Below are 17,703 nucleotides of genomic sequence, written 5' to 3' on the forward strand. Positions count from 1 at the left end.
GACAGCGATGTGGACTAGGCAGGCGTTCATCTTTGCAACACCGGTGCTAAGCGCTCGCCGTAATACATAGAACCCCGTGACGATTGGGTTCGACGCGTTTGACGCGTCCATTTTTGCAACCGGGGCAGCGCGTCTGTAGACGTTGCGCGCTCGCTGCGCGGAACGATTGCGTTCGACATATGCTGGGTGAGCGGCGCGGTACCGGCGCCAGTAGTCTGGATTGCGGGCTCTCCACCCCGCCTGCGCCCGCGCCTGGTTTTCCCGGTAGTCCGGGTCGTTGCGAACATGCTCACGCTGCCAGCGACGTCGGCGCTCGCGTTGGCATGTCGGATTGCAACAGTACTGTTGGCTTGGAATTTGCGGACGAGGCTGGAAGAGAATTCCGCAGGCAAGACAGCGACGCGCGAGATTCATCATGCGCTCCATGCGTTGGCTATAACTGGAGCGCGGTCAGAACGGGAAGTTTGGATCGGCCGGGCATCCAACCCGCCGCGAGAATCCTGGACGTCGATCAGAAGCCGGTGTGACGGAGGCGAGCAAGCCAGTCTAACGAATTCGCCTCACAAATCCGGACAGATCCGCTTGAACAGCAAGCCATCCGCCTCCGGACGTCACGGCGCCGGTGACGTCAGTCTTCATGGCAGGACTCCGCGCCAATATCGCGCGAGTGCCCGTTCGCGCAAAGCGGCTAGGCGCCGAAAACCTGATCGGCTCCGCTAAACCCTCGCCTACTTTCCCTCTCTTGCTGAAACTTGCATTTTTCGCGACGTACAACTGGGGTCGTACCAAAACGCTACTACTTTGGCGCGAACGTAGGTCAGTCGCGCCAACTCCGACACACCCGACAAGACAACTGTGGCGCGGCCTAGTGCAAGTCTTTGATTCTTTGTATGCGCCGTATCATCAACTATGGCGCCCTACGGTAGATAGACGCATAACCTGAGAAAAACAAACCCATAAGTTGAGAAACTTATGGGTTTATTTTGTTAGTAGCCTGCGCCTATAGAGCGAATTACCTGTGTGAGACACAATGCTTTCCACGCCATAGTCCTCAAATCGCAGAATCCGCAAAGTCGCTGATAGTGACAGACGCTAAGACACGGCTCGTGTCGGCCCATTTTCCATACGACGGTGAATCCGAAACAGCCGCACGGCATCATCCTTTAATTAGGACAGACGCCTGGTCGGGTCACGCTACTAATAACGTACGGAAAGTCATCGGCCAACGCCGCCAACACGAGCGCAGATTTGATACAGAGTCCCGCATCATCATCTTTCCAGCAAATTCGTTCGATTGTTACGCATTAAATTCTCAAAATTTTACGATGCGAGCAACAATATATCTGCGATACAAAACAGGAACAGAGAGTCCTTCACGTTCGGTCGGACGAACTGTCGCGGCATCTTTTTCAACCGAAGGTGAGGCGGAGAAATCGGTGATTTTCACCGATAACGAAGCTGATTCGCAGGAAAAACGGTAAGATTCGGTCCCATAAAGTGCGGAACTGCGCGCTCTCGGCGCTGGTATCCGGAAGAGGTGCGTAAGTGAGCACTTGCGCGACATGCGTCACACAATCATTCGAAAAGCATATGGAATTTACTGCGGAACGATTTTCGGGTCATGAATCGTTTGTCTGCCGCTACGGCTGGTTGCGTAAGGTTTTCGATGCCGTCAACGCCTCGCCTGAGATATTAAAGAAGGACGCTGAAGCTACGGAGCGGTTAGCCTCGTGCGAACGTACGAGCGAGAAGTAGAACGTCAGAAATCCATGGTCAGAAAGGCTGAATTCGCACAACAGCGGTTGTTGTTTGTCGTCGGTGCATTGAGGCAGCTGTTTTCTGATGAGAACTTCATCAACCTCTTACGCGCGGAGGGACTGGCCAGCCTGCCGAAGTACCTTGCCGAGCGTGTTTGGCCAAGCGGGAGTGCTACATGACTGGCGTCACTCTTGGATTTATTCCCGAGCCATTGTTGGTGCTTGTTTCCAGTATCTTGCCATCGCGCAGGATTGCAGCACCCGTCGTAGAGTCGCGTAAATTCAAGCAGATAAGAACCTCCATTGAGGAGGTGGGACTGATTGAACCGCTCTCTGTAATGGCTGCGGACCAGTCTTCCGGGCAGCATGTTCTTCTCGATGGCCATCTGCGCTTACTCGCCATCCAGGACCTGAAGCATGAGCGTGCCGCCTGCCTTGTCGCGACCGACGACGAAAGCTACACCTATAACAACCGTGTCAATCGCCTGTCGACAATCCAGGAGCACTACATGATACGGCGCGTAATTGAGAGAGGCGTATCGCCCGAGCGGTTGGCGAAAGCTCTTTCCGTCGACGTATCCCAAATCTTAAAGAAGATGTCGCTCCTCGATGGCGTGTGCCCGGAAGCGGCTGAGCTTCTCGGCGACCGGCAGTTTTCGGCGGAACTTGTTCGCGCTATCCGCAAAATGAAGCCGACGCGGCAAGTTGAATGCGTCGAGCTGATGGTCGCCGCGAACAATGTGTCCGTTGCCTACGCCGAGGCATTGCTGGTTGCTACGCCAGCAGCGCTTCTGGTGGAGGGTAAGAAGCCACAAAACTGACCGGTGTCAGTCCGGAGCAGATGGCGAAAATGGAGCGGGAAATGAGCAATCTCCAAGGTCAATACAAGTTGGTCCCATCCTCCATCATTGAAGAGGAGTCGACCCGTTGGCCCAGCAACATGGCCTTTGCCGTCCCCACGCGCTACTTGAATAACGCCTGTCGCTTCCCCCCAGAACTGTAGTGACCTAACCATGTTGCGGCCGACACCTAGATGTCGTGACGGCGGCAGACTTGCTGGTCATATTGTGTGCGGTGCTTCGTCCGAGTGCCTTTCTTCGCTCAATGACACGACGGGCGCTCATCAGTTGCTTGCCCCGCAATTTTCCCGATTCGTACGCCTCCTGGAGCGCGGCCTGTATCTGGGTATCGTCGTCGCCGGCTCCGACGATGATGAGGGCGGCATTCAGGGGAACGAGGCCTTTCTCCACCGCAACAACAAGTCTTTCTTCACCCTGATGCAGCAGCGTAAGGATGCCGTGAACGTAGGTCGCGGTGAGCCCTGTCTTTTCGGCGATGACCTTTGGCGCATATCCCTGTTCCTGCAATTGCCGAATGCCAGCGAGCCGTTCGAGAGGGCGACACTGTCTGCGCGCGATGTTTTCAGTCAGACTCATGACGAACGCGTCCTCGTCGCTGACGCTGACAACGAGCGCGGGGATGGTCGCCTCTCCAAGCGAGCGGAATGCCTCCAATCGGCCTTCGCCGCACACAAGAAGATATTTCTCTATGCCGCTGGTCGTCGCTCGCGGCGTCACCACGATGGGCTTTTTGAGGCCAATGGTCTTGATGTTATCGACGATTTCTTTGAAAACCCGACCATTCCGTTCTCGCGGATTGATGACTTCAATCTGGGCGACGGGGACCATCCGAATTTCTCTGGGCTGCTGCCGCGAATTCACGCTACTCTCCTGAGACGGGCGCGTTCGGCCATGCCATACAAGTAATCCAGTGTATCGAAGCGATAGCTCTCAAACTCGATGGGATTTTGGTCCGCCAGATGAATGCGAGGCTGACAAAAATCCAGATGTGGCAACAGGTAGTAGTCCAGCGTCGATTCGTTGGTCTGGTCGAGGCGCACGGCAACCGTGATGTCCGGCAGAAGACTGGTATCGAAGCGCACCTTCCAGTGATTGCGACCATTGTCATGTGCCTGACAACGGGCGAGTACGATGCAGGCTGTGAACTCCTCGTTGACCGTCAGCAGGTCGGTTGCGGAGTCGCGTGTCACTGTGCCACCCAAATCCGCGATTTTCGTTTCCGTTTGCGAGACGATTTGCGGATGGAGTTGCCGCAGGAAGCGGTTGGTTTCGATGTAACGGTAATCCCGGCCGGGTGTGAAACCCACGGTCTGGTATGCGCGAATCAGACTGCCGAAACGGTAAACGTAGACTGACGTGGATGGCATGCCATCGGTTTCATCAATCACGACACCAGAAAGAAATCCTCGACTCCGGTACAGGCCGCGCAGCCTCTCGATTAATTCCTCGTTTGAATAGCGACGCGCACGGGCTCTCATGATGCCTTGAGCCGTGTAGAACGTCTCGCTCGGAACGATTGCCTGGAATGCACCTTCTTTTCGAATCCACATATCAGGTGTGTTGGTCACACGCATATTCTTCAGCTTGAACGACACACGGTTGTACACGTTATTGCCGATGTATTTCTCATTGGTCAACACCTCGCGTACCATGGCTCGTGTCCATTCCCGCTCGAGGTCAGTCCGAACGCGCATACCGTTCAGACGCGCGGCGATTTCGTATTCGTCGAGCGACTCATCGATAAACCAGTCGTAGATGAGGTTGACCGTTCGCACCTCGCTTTCCGGCCCCGGCATGAGAATCACCCGGTCCGTCTGGAGGCTTTTATGTTCGCCGCGGTGCAATTCTGCTTTCATAAGGCCATGGTCATCGACCAACACGCGCCGCAATCCATAGCCTGCCGGCCCTCCTTGCCGGAACCCCATTTCAATCAAGCGGCACTGGCCTGCGAACACCTTAGCCGACAGTTCCCGGCTGTATTCGCCAGCCATGGCCCGCTTGACGCCTTTGACGATAGTCGAGACCGGTGAGCCGTCGTTCTCAAACTGCTCGGCGCAGTACGCGACCTGAATGCCGGCGCGGCGGCAGATGTACTCGTAGTACGCGCTCTCGTCAGCATCCTGGAATCGCCCCCATCGACTCACGTCGTAAACGAGGATGACGCAAAAGTCAGCATTGCCATTGACGACATCAGCGATGAGATTTTGAAGCGCCTGACGGCCGTCAATCCGTAGCCCGCTCTTACCCTCATCGGCATACGTACGGACAATTTGGAATCCGCGACGGGCAGCGTAGTCTCGAATCCGGTCGCGCTGATTCTCGGTGGAATACTGCTGGTGTTCGGTCGACATGCGTACGTATTCCGCTGCGCGCCCGGCAGAAGAACTGGCGTCGACCGGCGCATCCGCGCTATTGAATGACATGCTCCACCCCGCAACTCGGACACCGACAGGCCGCACGCATCGGACGCAAATGGACGCCCAATGCGAACCATCGAATGGTCGCGGTTGAAAGCGAGCGGCGACAAGGCAAAGGTAGCAGGCTCGAAACCGATGCGTATCAAGTCATCTATTTGCAATCACGTCGGCGGCGCGGTCGGCTCAGACAGTACGGCGATGTGAACGGTCCACGCGTCCATTTTTGCAACGCCGGCGTCAGCCGCGCGAGACAGCAGGTAGAAGCCAGAGTCCAGCGGCCGGGGAAGCTTGATGACGTCCATATTTGCAATTGCGCTGGAGGCCCGCCGCGCATTGCGCAATCGCTGCATACTGCGGTTGCGCTCGCAATACGCCGGATGCGCAAGGCAAAAGCGGGTCGATTTCATAGGTCCCTCCAGTTCCTGTTGCGACGAGCGTAGCCGAGGGCGTTTCCGTGTCGTGGCAAAGGGGGCTACACTCAACTTCTAACCTCCGCCCGGGAGCCAAGATGTCGATAGACGGGAAAATTCCGCCGTCAATTGCCGACGCCGTGCAACTGGCGCGCTTCCGTATGGACGAGATGCTTAGGCGTATTGGGGCCAGTCTTCCTCCCGACGTTCAGCGCGAGCTCTCCGCTGGCGTGGAAGCGATACTCGTTGACGTTCTGAACCGGTATCCCGCGTGGCGGCATGAGACCGACGACTTCATGTCCATCGCCGAGGCGGCGACCCTGCTATTCGTGTCCCGCCGGCACATCTCGAAGCTGCTGGCGCAAGGGGAGCTGGAGCTTCATCATGAAGAGGGGAGCGACCGATTTGTCGCGAAGGCATCGGTGCTTAAGTATCGGGCAGCGCACGAGGCCGCAATTGAGGCCTATAACGCATCGACGTCCGAAGGGGAGTGACATGGCCGTCGCGTGCTACGACGCACTTTGCGCCCGGCATCGCATCAAAAAATTCGCCTACATGGTTGAGCCGACAGCCGCTTTCGTCCCAGAGTCGGTTGCGGCGGGCCACTGGCGCCACCGACGAGCAATATCGCTGAGTTGAACAGGCAGCAGCGGTACGAACGCGTCGCGCACGCAACGAAAAGTGGGGTCGATTTCGTGGAGCCGCTCCATGTCGGGTCGAGACCGCGCCTGCGGCCGTCCTCGACCCACCAGGCGAAATCGCTGGCCAGAGAGGGCATCGAGGAGGGTCCTTGACGCACATCTAGCAGATTCCCATCACCCGCGAAAATCGCTAGAATTTGCTTAATTCACGCGCGGTTTTTCGAAAACCGGGCGTGCGCCGGATGGCCGTTCGCTGACGGGAGAGTTCATTTCTCGGTCTTCAACCACATCGCATTTGACGTGGCCTTACTCGGAATTTCTCGGCTTATGGGTCCGTTTTTCTCAGGTTATTCATCCGCGTCGGCTCGGGAGCCTTCTCTGGCAAGGGCCAGTTTCTCGGGATATGCGACCGTCTACACAAAAGCGCAGCAATGTCCTAAACCGTAATCGCCGCATTTCGAACCGGCGATTACGGCGCGTCGAGAATAAAAACAACACGCAGTAATGGCTCCCGCGACTTCCGCTGAGATTCTCCAGCGCTTCGAGAACTTGAACGTCTGGCGGCGCGGCGATGTTCGCGCGCCGCATAAGCCGTTGCTCGTGCTTCTCGCACTCGGCTTGTTCGTTCGGGATATCCGCGTCATTCCGTTCGTCGAATATGGCAGTTCGCTGACCGACTTGCTACGCGAGTTCGGTCCGCAACGGCAAACGTACTACCCCGAGCTTCCATTTCTGCATCTCCGTAGCGACCACGTCTGGCAGGTGGCGATTCACGGCACACGCGACGAACTCGTTCTGCGCGTCCATTTGACGAAGACGCAACTACGCGAACTGAATGCGACCGGGCGATTTCCGGACGACGTTCAGCAATGCTTCGACGAAGATCCCCGCCGCATCGCGACGGTCGCGCGACTTCTGCTCGACAGGCATTTTCCAGAGAGCGTCCATCGCGACATACTGGACGCGACCGGACTTTCGCTCGACGTTTCCGTGCCCGCCACGCAAAGGCGTGATCCGATGTTCCGCGGCCAGGTTCTGACCGCCTATCAATATCGCTGCGCGCTGTGCGATCTCGACGTGCGCATCGGCAATATGTCGGTCGGTCTCGAGGCCGCGCATATCAAATGGCATCAGGCGCACGGACCCGACGTCGTCGCTAACGGCGTCGCGTTGTGCTGCATGCATCACAAGCTTTTCGACCTTGGCGCCTTCACCCTGGGCGACGATCGACGCGTTCTCGTATCGGACGCAGCTTACGGATCTTCGCGCCAATTCGATGAAATCCTGCTGCGGCACCACGGGCGTCAGATGAACGCCCCGGTTCACGCGGAAGATCATCCTTCGGGCGACTTCATCGTCTGGCATCGCGCGCAGGTGTTCAAGGGACGCGCGAGGCCGATCTAGGCCGCCTTCAACGGCAACCAGATCTCCGTCACCAAATCCGCCGGCGCCGTCTCCCTCGGATCGCTGACATACACCTCGAACACGGGCGCGTCGCCGGTTTCTCGTCCCGATTTTGGCAGCCATTCGCCATAAAGCCACTGATACGCGAAGCAAAGCTGCGCATACGGCCCGACATGCGTGAGCACCGCAAACTCTCCGCCCGTGACTTCCACGCGCGACACCGGCGCTTCGAATCTCACGGAGTCCGGCTCGAACAGTTCACAACACGCCATCGACCGAAGTTCATCATCAGCCACGGCCGCCGGATCATCGAAATAAATGCCGAGCGAACGCGCGCGAGGATCGATCAACCCGCGCATCGCGAGCCAATGAAACAGCAGTTCAAACGCCCGCCCGATGTTCATATACGACCCGCGATGTGCCATCGCGGCGACGGCGAAACCCTTCTGGGTACGAATATCGACCTGATGCATCGCGGTATCTCCTGATCGGGCTTCATCGAAAGGAACAAACATCGAAGCGCCGCCTTCGTTGCGAAATTGCCCAGGCGCCATCCGGTAGCTCGCCTGAAACGCCCGCGAAAACGCCTGCACGCTGCCATACCCGGCTCGCTCGGCGATGGAATCGATGGGCACGCCGCCGTGCACGAGCTCATGCGCCGCGCGATGCAACCGCAACCGCCGCACGGTTGCAGCCGCAGTCTCCCGATAAAACGCGTGATAGATCCGATGCCAGTGATAAGGCGACAAACAGGCCACCTCCGCGAGCCGATTGAGATCGAGCTCATCATCGAGATGGTCGTGGATATACGCGACCACGCGCGCGAGCCGCGCCTCGTAGAGCCTGCTGCTCATGGTTCGCTCCGGAAAGTAGACTCGATGCAAAGCAAAGTAGCACGACCGGCTTTAGCATTTCTTGCGGACTTGCGCGGACCGCGCCGGCGCGAGAGACGCGTACACTTTCGCCTTTGGGCGCACGAACGCGCCACGAACCAGAGAAATTCGCATATGTTCACCTGTCGAAACCAGTCCTGCGGCGCCGAGTGGGCGCTGTCGGATGTCGTTATCAAGAACCAGGGCCAAGGCCTGCTGTTCCGCTGCCCGATGTGCGGCGCGCGCAACTACGTGACGCGCAACGATGCCGACGACGGCACCGCCACGTACGAGCAGGTCACTGAAATCCCGCCGCGCGGAACACGCTGAAATCATGACGACCGAAACCTCCTTCAGCAGTCTGCCGCTCTCACCGGCGATGCAGTCGAACCTGCAGCAACTCGGCTATCTGTCGATGACGCCGATCCAGGCGGCAAGCCTGCCGCCGGCGCTCGCGGGCCAGGATCTCATCGCGCAGGCCAAAACGGGCAGCGGCAAGACGGCGGCCTTTACCCTGCCGCTGCTCTCCAGGCTCGACGCGAGCCAGTTCGACGTGCAAGCGCTCGTCTTATGCCCGACACGCGAACTCGCCGATCAGGTCACGCAGGAAATCCGCCGCCTCGCGCGCGCGGAAGAGAACGTGAAAGTGCTGACGCTGTGCGGCGGCACGCCGATGCGCCCGCAGATCGCGAGCCTGGAGCACGGCGCGCACATCATCGTGGGGACGCCTGGCCGCATCATGGATCACCTCGACCGGGGCACGCTCGCGCTCGACGCCGTGCGCACGCTCGTCCTCGACGAAGCCGACCGCATGCTCGACATGGGCTTTTTCGACGATATCGCGTCAGTTGCGCGGAAATGCCCGAAGGATCGCCAGACCTTGCTGTTCTCGGCGACGTATCCCGAGGGCATCGCGAAACTGAGCCAGCAATTCCTGCGCAATCCGCGCGAGATCAAGCTCACCGAACAGCACAGCAACGCGAAAATCAAGCAGCGCTTCTATCAGGTCGAGGATCACGAGCGCCTGCACGCGGTCGGCCTGCTCCTCGATCACTATCGTCCGGTGAGCACGCTCGCGTTCTGCAACACGAAGCAGCAGTGCCGCGACCTGCTCGACGTGCTGCGCGCGCAAGGCTTCGAAGCGCTGACGCTGCACGGCGAGCTGGAGCAACGCGAACGCGATCAGGTGCTCGTGCAGTTCGCGAATCGCAGTTGCTCGGTGCTCGTCGCAACCGATGTCGCCGCGCGCGGCCTCGACATCTCGCAACTCGAAGCAGTGATCAACGTCGATGTGACGCCGGATCCGGAAGTGCACGTGCATCGAATCGGCCGCACGGGACGCGGGGACGAAGAGGGCTGGGCGCTGTCGCTCGCGAGCATGGACGAGATGGGACGCGTCGGCTCGATCGAACAGGCGCAGCGCGCGGAAGTGGAATGGCATCCGCTCGACGAGCTGACATCGGCGGAACCGGGTCACCTGAAGCCGCCAATGGCGACGCTGCAAATCCTCGGCGGCCGCAAGGACAAGATCCGCCCGGGTGACGTGCTCGGCGCGCTCACCGGCGAAGCGGGCTTCGACGGCAAGCAGATCGGCAAGATCAACGTGATGGATATGGTGACGTACGTGGCCGTCGAGCGAAACGTCGCGGACGAAGCGGTGCGCAAGCTGGGCGCGGGCAAGCTCAAGGGCCGCAAGGTGAAAGTGCGGAGAATGTGAGCGCGCTCAGGTCTCGCGCGACGGCTCTCCGACGATTCGTTCAGACGACGGATGGCGCGTCACCAGCCGCAGACCGCTTGCAATACTGCCCGCGCCCGCGAACGCCGCACCGAGCGACAGCGCGAGCGCCGGGCCATGCTTTCCGGCGATGCTGAAGCACAGCGCGACGAGCGCCGCGCCGGTCGCCTGCCCGATGAGACGCGATGTGGCGATCGTGCCGCTGGCACCGCCGCTGCGTTCACGCGGCGCGCTCGACATGAACGCCTTCAGATTCGGCGACTGAAAGAACCCGAAGCCCGCGCCGCAGATCGCCATTCGGATGCAGATCTCCAGCGCGTGCGGCTGGGCCGGCAGCATCGCGAGCGACACCATCCCGACGCACAGAATGGCCAATCCGACGCCGCCGAGCAAGCCGGGCGCGTGGCGATCGGAGAGGCGTCCCGCGATGGGCGCCATCAGCGCGACGAGCGCGGACCACGGCGTCATCAGAAATCCCGTTTCGACCTGGCTGCGGCCCAGCACGCTTTCGAAAAAGAACGGCAGTGACACGAACGCGAGCCCTTGCGCCGCGAACGAGCAGATGGCGGTCATCGTCGAGAGCGCGAACATCGGGCGGCGAAAGAGATCGACGGGCAACATCGGCGCGGGATGGCCGCGTTCGCGTCGCAGCAGAAGAACGCCCGCGAGCAGCGCGACGCCGAAAGCCGTCAGCACCGTATGAGCCGGCGCGCGCTGGGACGCTTCGCCGAGCGCGAAAATCAGCGACGCAAACGTGACGACGTTGAGCAGGGCCGCGACGCGATCGAAGCCGTGCTCGGCCCGTTTGGTCTGCGGCAGCGACGGCCACGCGATCATCAGCGCGAACACGCCGACGGGCAGGTTGACCGCGAAGAGCCACGGCCAGGTGCCGAGCGAGAGCACGATCGACGCGACCGTCGGCCCGACCGCGAACGCGATGCCGACGACGAGCGCATTCAGCCCGACGCCGCGCCCCAGCCGATGCGGCGGGAAGATCGCGCTGATGAGCGCCGCGTTGACGCTCATGATCGCGCTCGCGCCGAGGCCTTGCAGCAGGCGCGCGGCGACGAGCGTCGGCAGCGACCAGGAGAAAGCGCATATCGCCGAGGCGATGAGAAACAGGACGAGCCCGCCGAGATAGACGCGCCGATGGCCGAGGATGCCGCCGAGCGCCGCGAGGGGAAGCAGGGTCGCGACCATCGCGAGTTGATACGCGTTGATGATCCAGACCGACGCGGCGGGCGTCGTATGCAAATCGGCGGCGATGGCGGGTAGCGCGGTATTGGCGATCGCGGTGTCGAGCGTCGCGAGCGCGACCGAGAGCAGGATCGCGGCCATGCCGCGGCGCTCGAGCGGGGTCATCGGGGCGTCGGGATCGTGCGGCAGAGTTTGGGGGCGTTCTTCGGTGGGCACGGCGGGATTCCGGATGTAAGCGAACGGAGAATAATCCGAAACGATACGGGAAGATGGCCGGTTTTGCTGCGCCGATGCGCGGGAGCTTTCAAAGCGGTGTCAGCGGTTATGCTTTGCGCACGAGTATCGAAGGAGACCAGGGATGACCATTCGAATAGTCAGATTGGGGACGCCGCGCGCGGAGGATGAAGGGTTGCGCATCGGCACGGTGCGCCGGCCGCCGCGCGGGGTGCCGAAGGCCGAATTTGCGAAGCGTGATTTTTATGATGTGTGGTATCCGGTGCTGTCGCCGACGCAGGAACTCGTCACGGAAGCGCTTCACGCCGAAGACGAAAAGGCGTGGCGCGCGTTCGTGAAGAAGTTCAAGGCGCAGATGGCGGAGCCGGATGCCAGCAAGACGCTCGATCTGCTCGCGGCGCTGTCGCATCGGACGAATATGTCGGTTGGATGTTATTGCGAGGATGAGGCGAGGTGTCATCGCTCGGTGTTGCGCGAGTTGTTGACAGCGCGTGGGGCGGATGTGATTTGACGCGGAAATGAAAAAGGGCTGCGCGTTGCGCAGCCCTTCGAATCTGGTGGTGGGGCGTGAGTGACTCGAACACTCGACCTACGGATTAAGAGTCCGCTGCTCTACCAACTGAGCTAACGCCCCAACAGAAACGAAATTATAGCGGCAGCTTTTGCAGAAGCGCAAGCCCCCGGCCCCAAAAATTCTTAACTTTCCGACGAATCCCTCCGAGAGGCGCATCCGCACGCACGGCACGGCCCGGTATCATGACGCATCCTTAAAAACCATGAAGCCTGCAAATCAAAAAGGAACCATGGACGAAACCGCCATCAGCGCGCTGCTCGACAGTATCCTGGCCCCGTGGGTCAGGGAACTTCGGCTCGTGCCCGAATCAGTCGCCGAGAACGCCGTCACATTGCGCTTGCCGTATTCGGACCACTTGCGCCACGCGGGCGGCGTCATCTGCGGACAGGTCTTCATGGCCGCGGCGGATACCGCGATGGTCGTCGCCGTCTCGCACGTCATGGGCGGCTTCGTCCCGATGACCACCGTGTCCCTCAACACGACCTTCATGCGACCGGTGAAAGCCGGCGACGTGCTGATCACCGCCCACATCCAGCGTCGCGGGCGCAACCTCGTCTTCGGAGAAATCGACATCCACGATGACGAGGGCGAACTCGCCGCTCACGCGACCACCACCTACGCGCTCATCAACAAGTAAATGTTCGACCAAGTCGTATTCGCCGGCGGGGGAAACCGCTGCTGGTGGCAAGCCGGTTTCTGGGACGTGATCCGGCCGGAACTGGATCTCAAACCGCGCATCATCGCCGGTATTTCGGCGGGTGCGGCCACCGCCTGCATGCTCTACACGAACGAGTCGCGCTGGGTCATGGACTACTACGCCCACGCGCTGCGCGACAACACGCGCAACGCCTACTGGGGCAACCTGCTGCGCCGGCAATCCGTGTTTCCGCATTACCGCATCTATCGACAGGCGCTGCTCGACATCTTCGCGGACCGTTTCCATGAGCTCGCGAACGCGCCCGAGATTCGCATCGGCGTGTCGCATCTGCCGCGCTGGCTCGGCGCGCGCAGCGCAGTCGCGGCGGGGCTGATCGCATACAACATCGAGAAATATGTCCGCAAGACGCTTCACCCGACGCTCGGTCAGGCGCTCGGTTTTCATCCCGAATTCGTGAAAGCGCAGGAGTGCGCGACGATCGAAGATCTCGCCGATCTCATCCTGCAATCGTCGAGCACGCCGCCGTTCACGCCGATCCTGCGACGCGACGGCCGTCCCGTCCTCGACGGCGGCATGGTCGACAACGTCCCGGTCGCCGCGCTCGATGCGTCGCCGGGTGTCGTTCTCGTGATGGTCACGCGCCTGTATCCGCGCGAGCGCATGTTCGTCGTGCCGCACGGCGAGCAGAAGCGCATCTACATCCAGCCATCGCGCAAGGTGCCGATTTCGAGCTGGGACTATACGAGCCCGTCCCAGATGCAACATGCTTATGACCTGGGCCGCGGGGACGGCGAGGATTTTCTCGAGCGCTTGCCGCGTCTGATGGAAACCGCTTCGCATCCCGCTTGAGGAGCAGACCGTGACGAAGAAGCATACGTACGAACTGACCGTCGACTGGACCGGCAATCTCGGTTCCGGCACATCGGCTTACGGCGCGTATTCGCGGGATCATCTGGTGCGCGTCGGCACGAAGGCGGCGATCGAGGCGTCGAGCGATCCGGCGTTTCGCGGCGACCCCGCCCGCCACAATCCCGAGGAGCTGTTCGTGGCGTCTTTGTCGTCGTGCCACATGCTCTGGTATCTGCACTTGTGCGCGACGAACAAGATCGTCGTCACGGGTTATGTCGATGAAGCCATCGGCACGATGCAGGAGGAGTCAAAGGGCGAAGGGCGCTTCGTCGATGTGCTGTTGCGTCCGCGCGTGACCATCGGCGCGGGGGGCAATGTCGATCTCGCGGCGCGCCTGCACGAGGAGGCGCATCGCTTCTGTTTCATCGCGAACTCGGTGAATTTTCCCGTGCGATGCGAGCCGTCGATCGAGATGTCGACCGTCTGAATCCGACACTCAGCGGCGGCGCGCGTGCTGAAGCGCTTCCTTGTTGAAGACGCTCGACGTATCGCCCGCATCGAAGGCGAGGATGTTTCTGAACGCCGCGCCGAAATACAGTTCGTAACTTTCGCGCTCCACATATCCGATGTGCGGCGTGCAGATCACGTTCTCGAGTCGCAGCAATCCGTAACCTTGCAGAATCGGCTCGCTCTCGAAAACGTCGACGGCAACCATGCCCGGCCGGTTGTGATGCAGCGAGTTGAGCAGCGCGTTCTCTTCGAGCAGCTCGGCGCGGCTCGTGTTGACGAAGAGCGCCGTGGGCTTCATGCGCATCAGGTCGTCTTGCTTGACGATGCCCGCCGTCTCATCGGTCAGGCGCAGATGCAGCGTCAGCACGTCGCTCTGTTCGAAAAGCGCCTCGCGGCTTTCAACGACCGCGAAGCCATCTTCGCGTGCCGCGCTCTGCGAATGCTCGCGCCCGTAGACGAGCACGTTCATCCCGAACGCTTTCCCGTACCCCGCCACCAGCTTGCCGATTTTGCCGTATCCCCAGATGCCGAGCGTTTGCCCGCGCAGCACCTGACCGAGGCCGAAGTTCGGCGGCAGCGCGGACGTCTTCAGCCCGGACTGCTGCCACGCGCCTTGCTTCAGGTTCGCGACGTATTGCGGAATGCGCCGCTGCGCCGACATGATGAGCGCCCACGTCAGCTCGGCGGGCGCCACCGGCGAGCCCGTGCCTTCCAGCACCGCGATGCCGCGTTCCGTACAGGCATCGATGTCGATATGACCGCCGCCCGCGCGTCCCGTCTGGCTGATCATGCGCAGCTTGGGGCACTTGTCGAGCAATTGAGAGCTGATGCGCGTGCGTTCGCGAATGAGCACGAGCGCATCCACTTCAGATAGACGGCTCGCCAACTGCCCGAGACCACGCACCGTGTTATTGAAGACCTTCACCTCATGGTCATCGAGCAGATGGAAGCAATCGAGCTTCCGGACGGCATCCTGGTAGTCGTCGAGAATGGCGATTTTCATGGGCTTTGATTGGCTTTTGTTGGGCATCAAACGTGCTGCTTTTTTATGGAGGGCGAGAATGGACTACTTAAATTCGGGTAAATACCGATAAATTGCGCTCTTTTGCGCTTTATTGCGCTGCATCACAGAGTTCGCGCGCCGCGGTGTTATGCTTGACTCCCCTTTTTTCCGGGAGCGTCATACGGCGGCGCGATGACGGAAAGATAATCCGCGCAACTTGCGGAAAACACGATGATCCGCGAAGAGACAGGCCACTTAGTATCTCTTTTTAACAGTTTGTTCCTTTGCGACGCAAGCCGCGAAGGATTACGGTTGCTGTGTAAAGAATTCAGGCCCGTGACGCCGCATTGGCTCGCGAACCGCATTTCGTGCGATGAAAGCGCGTAACAGAAGTGCACGGATGCGCCCGGCGGTTCGAGTCGCAACGCCTCTCGCATGCAGCGTCAGTTGGGCGATTGGTTTTCATTGCAGAAGAACGGAGACAGCTCGATGAACCAGCCCGCAGTAGTCGAAGACACCAATAAAAATGCCGTCGATATCAAAGCGCCGGCCTATGTCCGGCACCGAAGACTCATCGAATGGGTGCAGCAAATCGCGGCCCTGACCAAACCGGACCGCGTCGAATGGTGCGACGGTTCGCAGGAAGAATACGACCGGCTCTGCCAGCAGATGGTCGAAGCCGGCACGATGAAGAAGCTCAACCCCGAGAAGCGCCCGAATTCGTTCCTCGCGTGTTCCGATCCGTCGGACGTGGCGCGGGTCGAAGACCGCACGTTCATCTGCTCAGAGCGCCGTGAGGATGCCGGCCCGACGAACAACTGGATCGATCCGCAAGACATGCGCGTCACGCTCGACGGCCTGTTCGACGGCTCGATGCGCGGCCGCACGATGTACGTCGTGCCGTTCTCGATGGGCCCGCTCGGCTCGCCGATCGCGCACATCGGCGTCGAGTTGTCGGATAGCCCGTATGTCGTTACGAACATGCGCATCATGACGCGCATGGGCCGCGCCGTGTATGACGTGCTGGACGCGGACGGCGAGTTCGTGCCGTGCGTGCATTCGGTCGGCGCGCCGCTCGCGCACGGCCGCAAGGACGTGCCCTGGCCGTGCAACGACACGAAATACATCGTCCATTTTCCCGAATCGCGTGAAATCTGGAGCTTCGGCTCGGGCTATGGCGGCAACGCGCTGCTTGGCAAGAAGTGCTTCGCGCTGCGCATCGCATCGACGATGGGTCGCGATGAAGGCTGGCTCGCCGAGCACATGCTGATTCTCGGCGTGACATCGCCGCAAGGGCGCAAGTATCACGTCGCGGCGGCGTTCCCGTCGGCGTGCGGCAAGACCAATTTCGCGATGCTGATCCCGCCGAGCGATCTCAACGGCTGGAAAGTGACGACAATCGGCGACGATATCGCGTGGATCAAGCCGGGTCGGGACGGCCGGCTCTACGCGATCAATCCGGAAGCGGGCTATTTCGGCGTCGCGCCCGGCACGAGCGAAAAGACCAACTTCAACGCGATGGCGACGCTGAAGGAAAACGTGATTTTCACGAACGTCGCGCTGACCGATGACGGCGACGTCTGGTGGGAAGGCATGACCGACACGCCGCCCGCGCATCTGATCGACTGGCAGGGCCGCGACTGGACGCCGGAAATCGCGAAGGCAACGGGAGCCAAGGCCGCGCATCCGAACGCGCGTTTCACGGCGCCGGCCTCGCAATGTCCGTCGATCGACCCGGACTGGGAGAATCCGGCCGGCGTGCCGATCGACGCGTTCATCTTCGGCGGTCGCCGCTCGAACACGGTGCCGCTCGTCACCGAGGCGCGCGACTGGAAGGAAGGCGTCTATATGGCCGCCACGATGGGCTCCGAAACCACTGCCGCCGCCGCGGGCCAGCAGGGTGTCGTGCGCCGCGATCCGTTCGCGATGCTGCCGTTCTGCGGCTACAACATGGCCGACTACTTCGGCCACTGGCTGAAGATGGGCGAGCGCCTCGAAGCGATGCACGCGAAGGCGCCGAAGTTCTTCTGCGTCAACTGGTTCCGCAAAGGCGACGATGGCAAGTTCGTGTGGCCGGGCTTCGGCGAGAACATGCGCGTGCTGAACTGGATGATCGGTCGCGTCGAGGGCACAGCGAAGGGCGAAGAGCACGCGTTCGGCATTTCGCCGGGCTATGAGGACATCGACTGGGGCGCGCTCGGCTTCACGCGCGAGCAGTTCGAGCAGGTCATATCGGTCAACGACGCCGCCTGGCGCGACGAACTCGCGCTGCACGACGAACTGTTCACCAAGTTGCAGCACGGTTTGCCGCAAGCGCTGACCGAGGCCAAGGCCGGAATGGAGAAGCGTCTCGCCGCGTGAATGAATCGGCCGGCGCGTGTATGCGCCGGGGTCGTCTCATAAACTGAATCAATCCCCATATTTCGGGCTCGCATCTGCGGGCCCGTTTCTTTGTTACCTACACCGTCAAAATTGACGCGGCCAGTAATTTCAGTATTTCGTCCATCGGAGTTTGCTTAACCGAGTGTTGTGCGAATGACAACAGTCGGTGATCTTTCATCCGCGTAAGACGTCTAACTGCC

At 60.6% G+C, this 17,703-nt stretch carries 15 protein-coding genes, 1 tRNA gene and 4 pseudogenes; 12 read left to right on the top strand and 8 right to left on the bottom strand.

Annotated features, from left to right (window positions below):
- Positions 1-1,590 precede the first annotated feature (1,590 nt).
- From NCS58_RS01040 to NCS58_RS01050, 3 genes and pseudogenes are all read left to right on the top strand, one after another.
- The gene (locus NCS58_RS01040; protein ID WP_250537655.1) at positions 1,591-1,755 is read left to right on the top strand and encodes a DUF4007 family protein; all 165 of its coding nucleotides are present in this window, start codon (positions 1,591-1,593) and stop codon (positions 1,753-1,755) included.
- Positions 1,725-1,937 (top strand): annotated as a pseudogene (locus tag NCS58_RS01045) (chromosome partitioning protein ParB); the annotation flags it as partial. The gene NCS58_RS01040 and the pseudogene NCS58_RS01045, both read left to right, overlap by 31 nt.
- Positions 1,934-2,652, top strand: a pseudogene (locus NCS58_RS01050) (plasmid partitioning protein RepB C-terminal domain-containing protein); the annotation flags it as partial. The pseudogenes NCS58_RS01045 and NCS58_RS01050, both read left to right, overlap by 4 nt.
- 18 nt (positions 2,653-2,670) lie before the next feature.
- Here NCS58_RS01050 and NCS58_RS34435 read toward each other — a convergent pair.
- The 4 genes and pseudogenes from NCS58_RS34435 to NCS58_RS01065 all read right to left on the bottom strand — a co-directional run.
- A pseudogene (locus tag NCS58_RS34435) lies at positions 2,671-2,772 on the bottom strand (DUF4007 domain-containing protein); the annotation flags it as partial.
- A gap of 16 nt (positions 2,773-2,788) precedes the next feature.
- Positions 2,789-3,478, bottom strand: a pseudogene (locus NCS58_RS01055) (ParB/RepB/Spo0J family partition protein); the annotation flags it as partial.
- Positions 3,475-5,040, bottom strand: a complete 1,566-nt coding sequence (locus NCS58_RS01060) for a recombinase family protein (RefSeq protein ID WP_250537656.1) — start codon at positions 5,038-5,040, stop codon at positions 3,475-3,477. The gene NCS58_RS01060 and the pseudogene NCS58_RS01055, both read right to left, overlap by 4 nt.
- A gap of 155 nt (positions 5,041-5,195) precedes the next feature.
- The gene (locus NCS58_RS01065; RefSeq protein ID WP_250537658.1) at positions 5,196-5,441 is read right to left on the bottom strand and encodes a hypothetical protein; all 246 of its coding nucleotides are present in this window, start codon (positions 5,439-5,441) and stop codon (positions 5,196-5,198) included.
- Positions 5,442-5,542: 101 nt separating this feature from the next.
- Here NCS58_RS01065 and NCS58_RS01070 point away from each other — a divergent pair, with 101 nt between their 5' ends.
- Both NCS58_RS01070 and NCS58_RS01075 read left to right on the top strand, forming a co-directional pair.
- Positions 5,543-5,938: a helix-turn-helix domain-containing protein gene (locus NCS58_RS01070; protein ID WP_250537660.1), complete on the top strand. Its 396-nt coding sequence runs from the start codon at positions 5,543-5,545 to the stop codon at positions 5,936-5,938.
- A 651-nt stretch (positions 5,939-6,589) separates the two neighbouring features.
- Positions 6,590-7,489, top strand: coding sequence for a phosphorothioated DNA-binding restriction endonuclease (locus tag NCS58_RS01075; RefSeq protein ID WP_250537661.1), 900 nt, complete (start codon positions 6,590-6,592; stop codon positions 7,487-7,489).
- Here NCS58_RS01075 and NCS58_RS01080 read toward each other — a convergent pair.
- On the bottom strand, positions 7,486-8,343 hold the full coding sequence (locus NCS58_RS01080; RefSeq protein ID WP_250537662.1) for a GyrI-like domain-containing protein: 858 nt from the start codon (positions 8,341-8,343) through the stop codon (positions 7,486-7,488). The two genes, NCS58_RS01075 and NCS58_RS01080, sit on opposite strands and share 4 nt — an antisense overlap.
- A gap of 153 nt (positions 8,344-8,496) precedes the next feature.
- Here NCS58_RS01080 and NCS58_RS01085 point away from each other — a divergent pair, with 153 nt between their 5' ends.
- Positions 8,497-8,691: a hypothetical protein gene (locus NCS58_RS01085; protein WP_250537664.1), complete on the top strand. Its 195-nt coding sequence runs from the start codon at positions 8,497-8,499 to the stop codon at positions 8,689-8,691.
- Between the two features lie 4 nt (positions 8,692-8,695).
- On the top strand, positions 8,696-10,078 hold the full coding sequence (dbpA, locus tag NCS58_RS01090) for an ATP-dependent RNA helicase DbpA (RefSeq protein WP_250476124.1): 1,383 nt from the start codon (positions 8,696-8,698) through the stop codon (positions 10,076-10,078).
- A 6-nt stretch (positions 10,079-10,084) separates the two neighbouring features.
- Here dbpA and NCS58_RS01095 read toward each other — a convergent pair whose 3' ends face one another.
- Entirely contained in the window at positions 10,085-11,458 is a 1,374-nt protein-coding gene (locus NCS58_RS01095; RefSeq protein WP_061116709.1) for an MFS transporter, read from the bottom strand.
- Positions 11,459-11,651: 193 nt separating this feature from the next.
- Here NCS58_RS01095 and NCS58_RS01100 point away from each other — a divergent pair, with 193 nt between their 5' ends.
- Complete coding sequence (locus NCS58_RS01100) at positions 11,652-12,038, top strand: DUF488 domain-containing protein (RefSeq protein WP_250476125.1); 387 nt, start codon at positions 11,652-11,654, stop codon at positions 12,036-12,038.
- A 47-nt stretch (positions 12,039-12,085) separates the two neighbouring features.
- Here the strand turns inward: NCS58_RS01100 and NCS58_RS01105 are convergent.
- Positions 12,086-12,161 (bottom strand) — tRNA-Lys (locus NCS58_RS01105).
- A gap of 169 nt (positions 12,162-12,330) precedes the next feature.
- On the opposite strand from NCS58_RS01105, the gene NCS58_RS01110 reads away from it, so the two are divergent.
- The 3 genes from NCS58_RS01110 to NCS58_RS01120 are packed head-to-tail and all read left to right on the top strand — an operon-like array spanning position 12,331 to position 14,095.
- Positions 12,331-12,738, top strand: a complete 408-nt coding sequence (locus tag NCS58_RS01110) for a PaaI family thioesterase (RefSeq protein WP_061116711.1) — start codon at positions 12,331-12,333, stop codon at positions 12,736-12,738.
- On the top strand, positions 12,739-13,608 hold the full coding sequence (locus NCS58_RS01115; RefSeq protein ID WP_250537666.1) for a patatin-like phospholipase family protein: 870 nt from the start codon (positions 12,739-12,741) through the stop codon (positions 13,606-13,608).
- A 10-nt stretch (positions 13,609-13,618) separates the two neighbouring features.
- Positions 13,619-14,095 (top strand): OsmC family protein, encoded by a 477-nt coding sequence (locus tag NCS58_RS01120; RefSeq protein WP_250537668.1) that lies wholly within the window; start codon positions 13,619-13,621, stop codon positions 14,093-14,095.
- A gap of 9 nt (positions 14,096-14,104) precedes the next feature.
- Here the strand turns inward: NCS58_RS01120 and NCS58_RS01125 are convergent, their stop codons facing one another.
- Positions 14,105-15,121, bottom strand: coding sequence for a D-2-hydroxyacid dehydrogenase family protein (locus tag NCS58_RS01125; RefSeq protein WP_061116714.1), 1,017 nt, complete (start codon positions 15,119-15,121; stop codon positions 14,105-14,107).
- A 489-nt stretch (positions 15,122-15,610) separates the two neighbouring features.
- Between NCS58_RS01125 and NCS58_RS01130 the strand changes: the two genes are divergently transcribed.
- Positions 15,611-17,482, top strand: a complete 1,872-nt coding sequence (locus tag NCS58_RS01130; protein ID WP_250537670.1) for a phosphoenolpyruvate carboxykinase (GTP) — start codon at positions 15,611-15,613, stop codon at positions 17,480-17,482.
- Positions 17,483-17,703: the final 221 nt, after the last annotated feature.

The organism is Caballeronia sp. INML3B, from assembly GCF_023631305.1.
GTDB lineage: Bacteria > Pseudomonadota > Gammaproteobacteria > Burkholderiales > Burkholderiaceae > Caballeronia > Caballeronia turbans.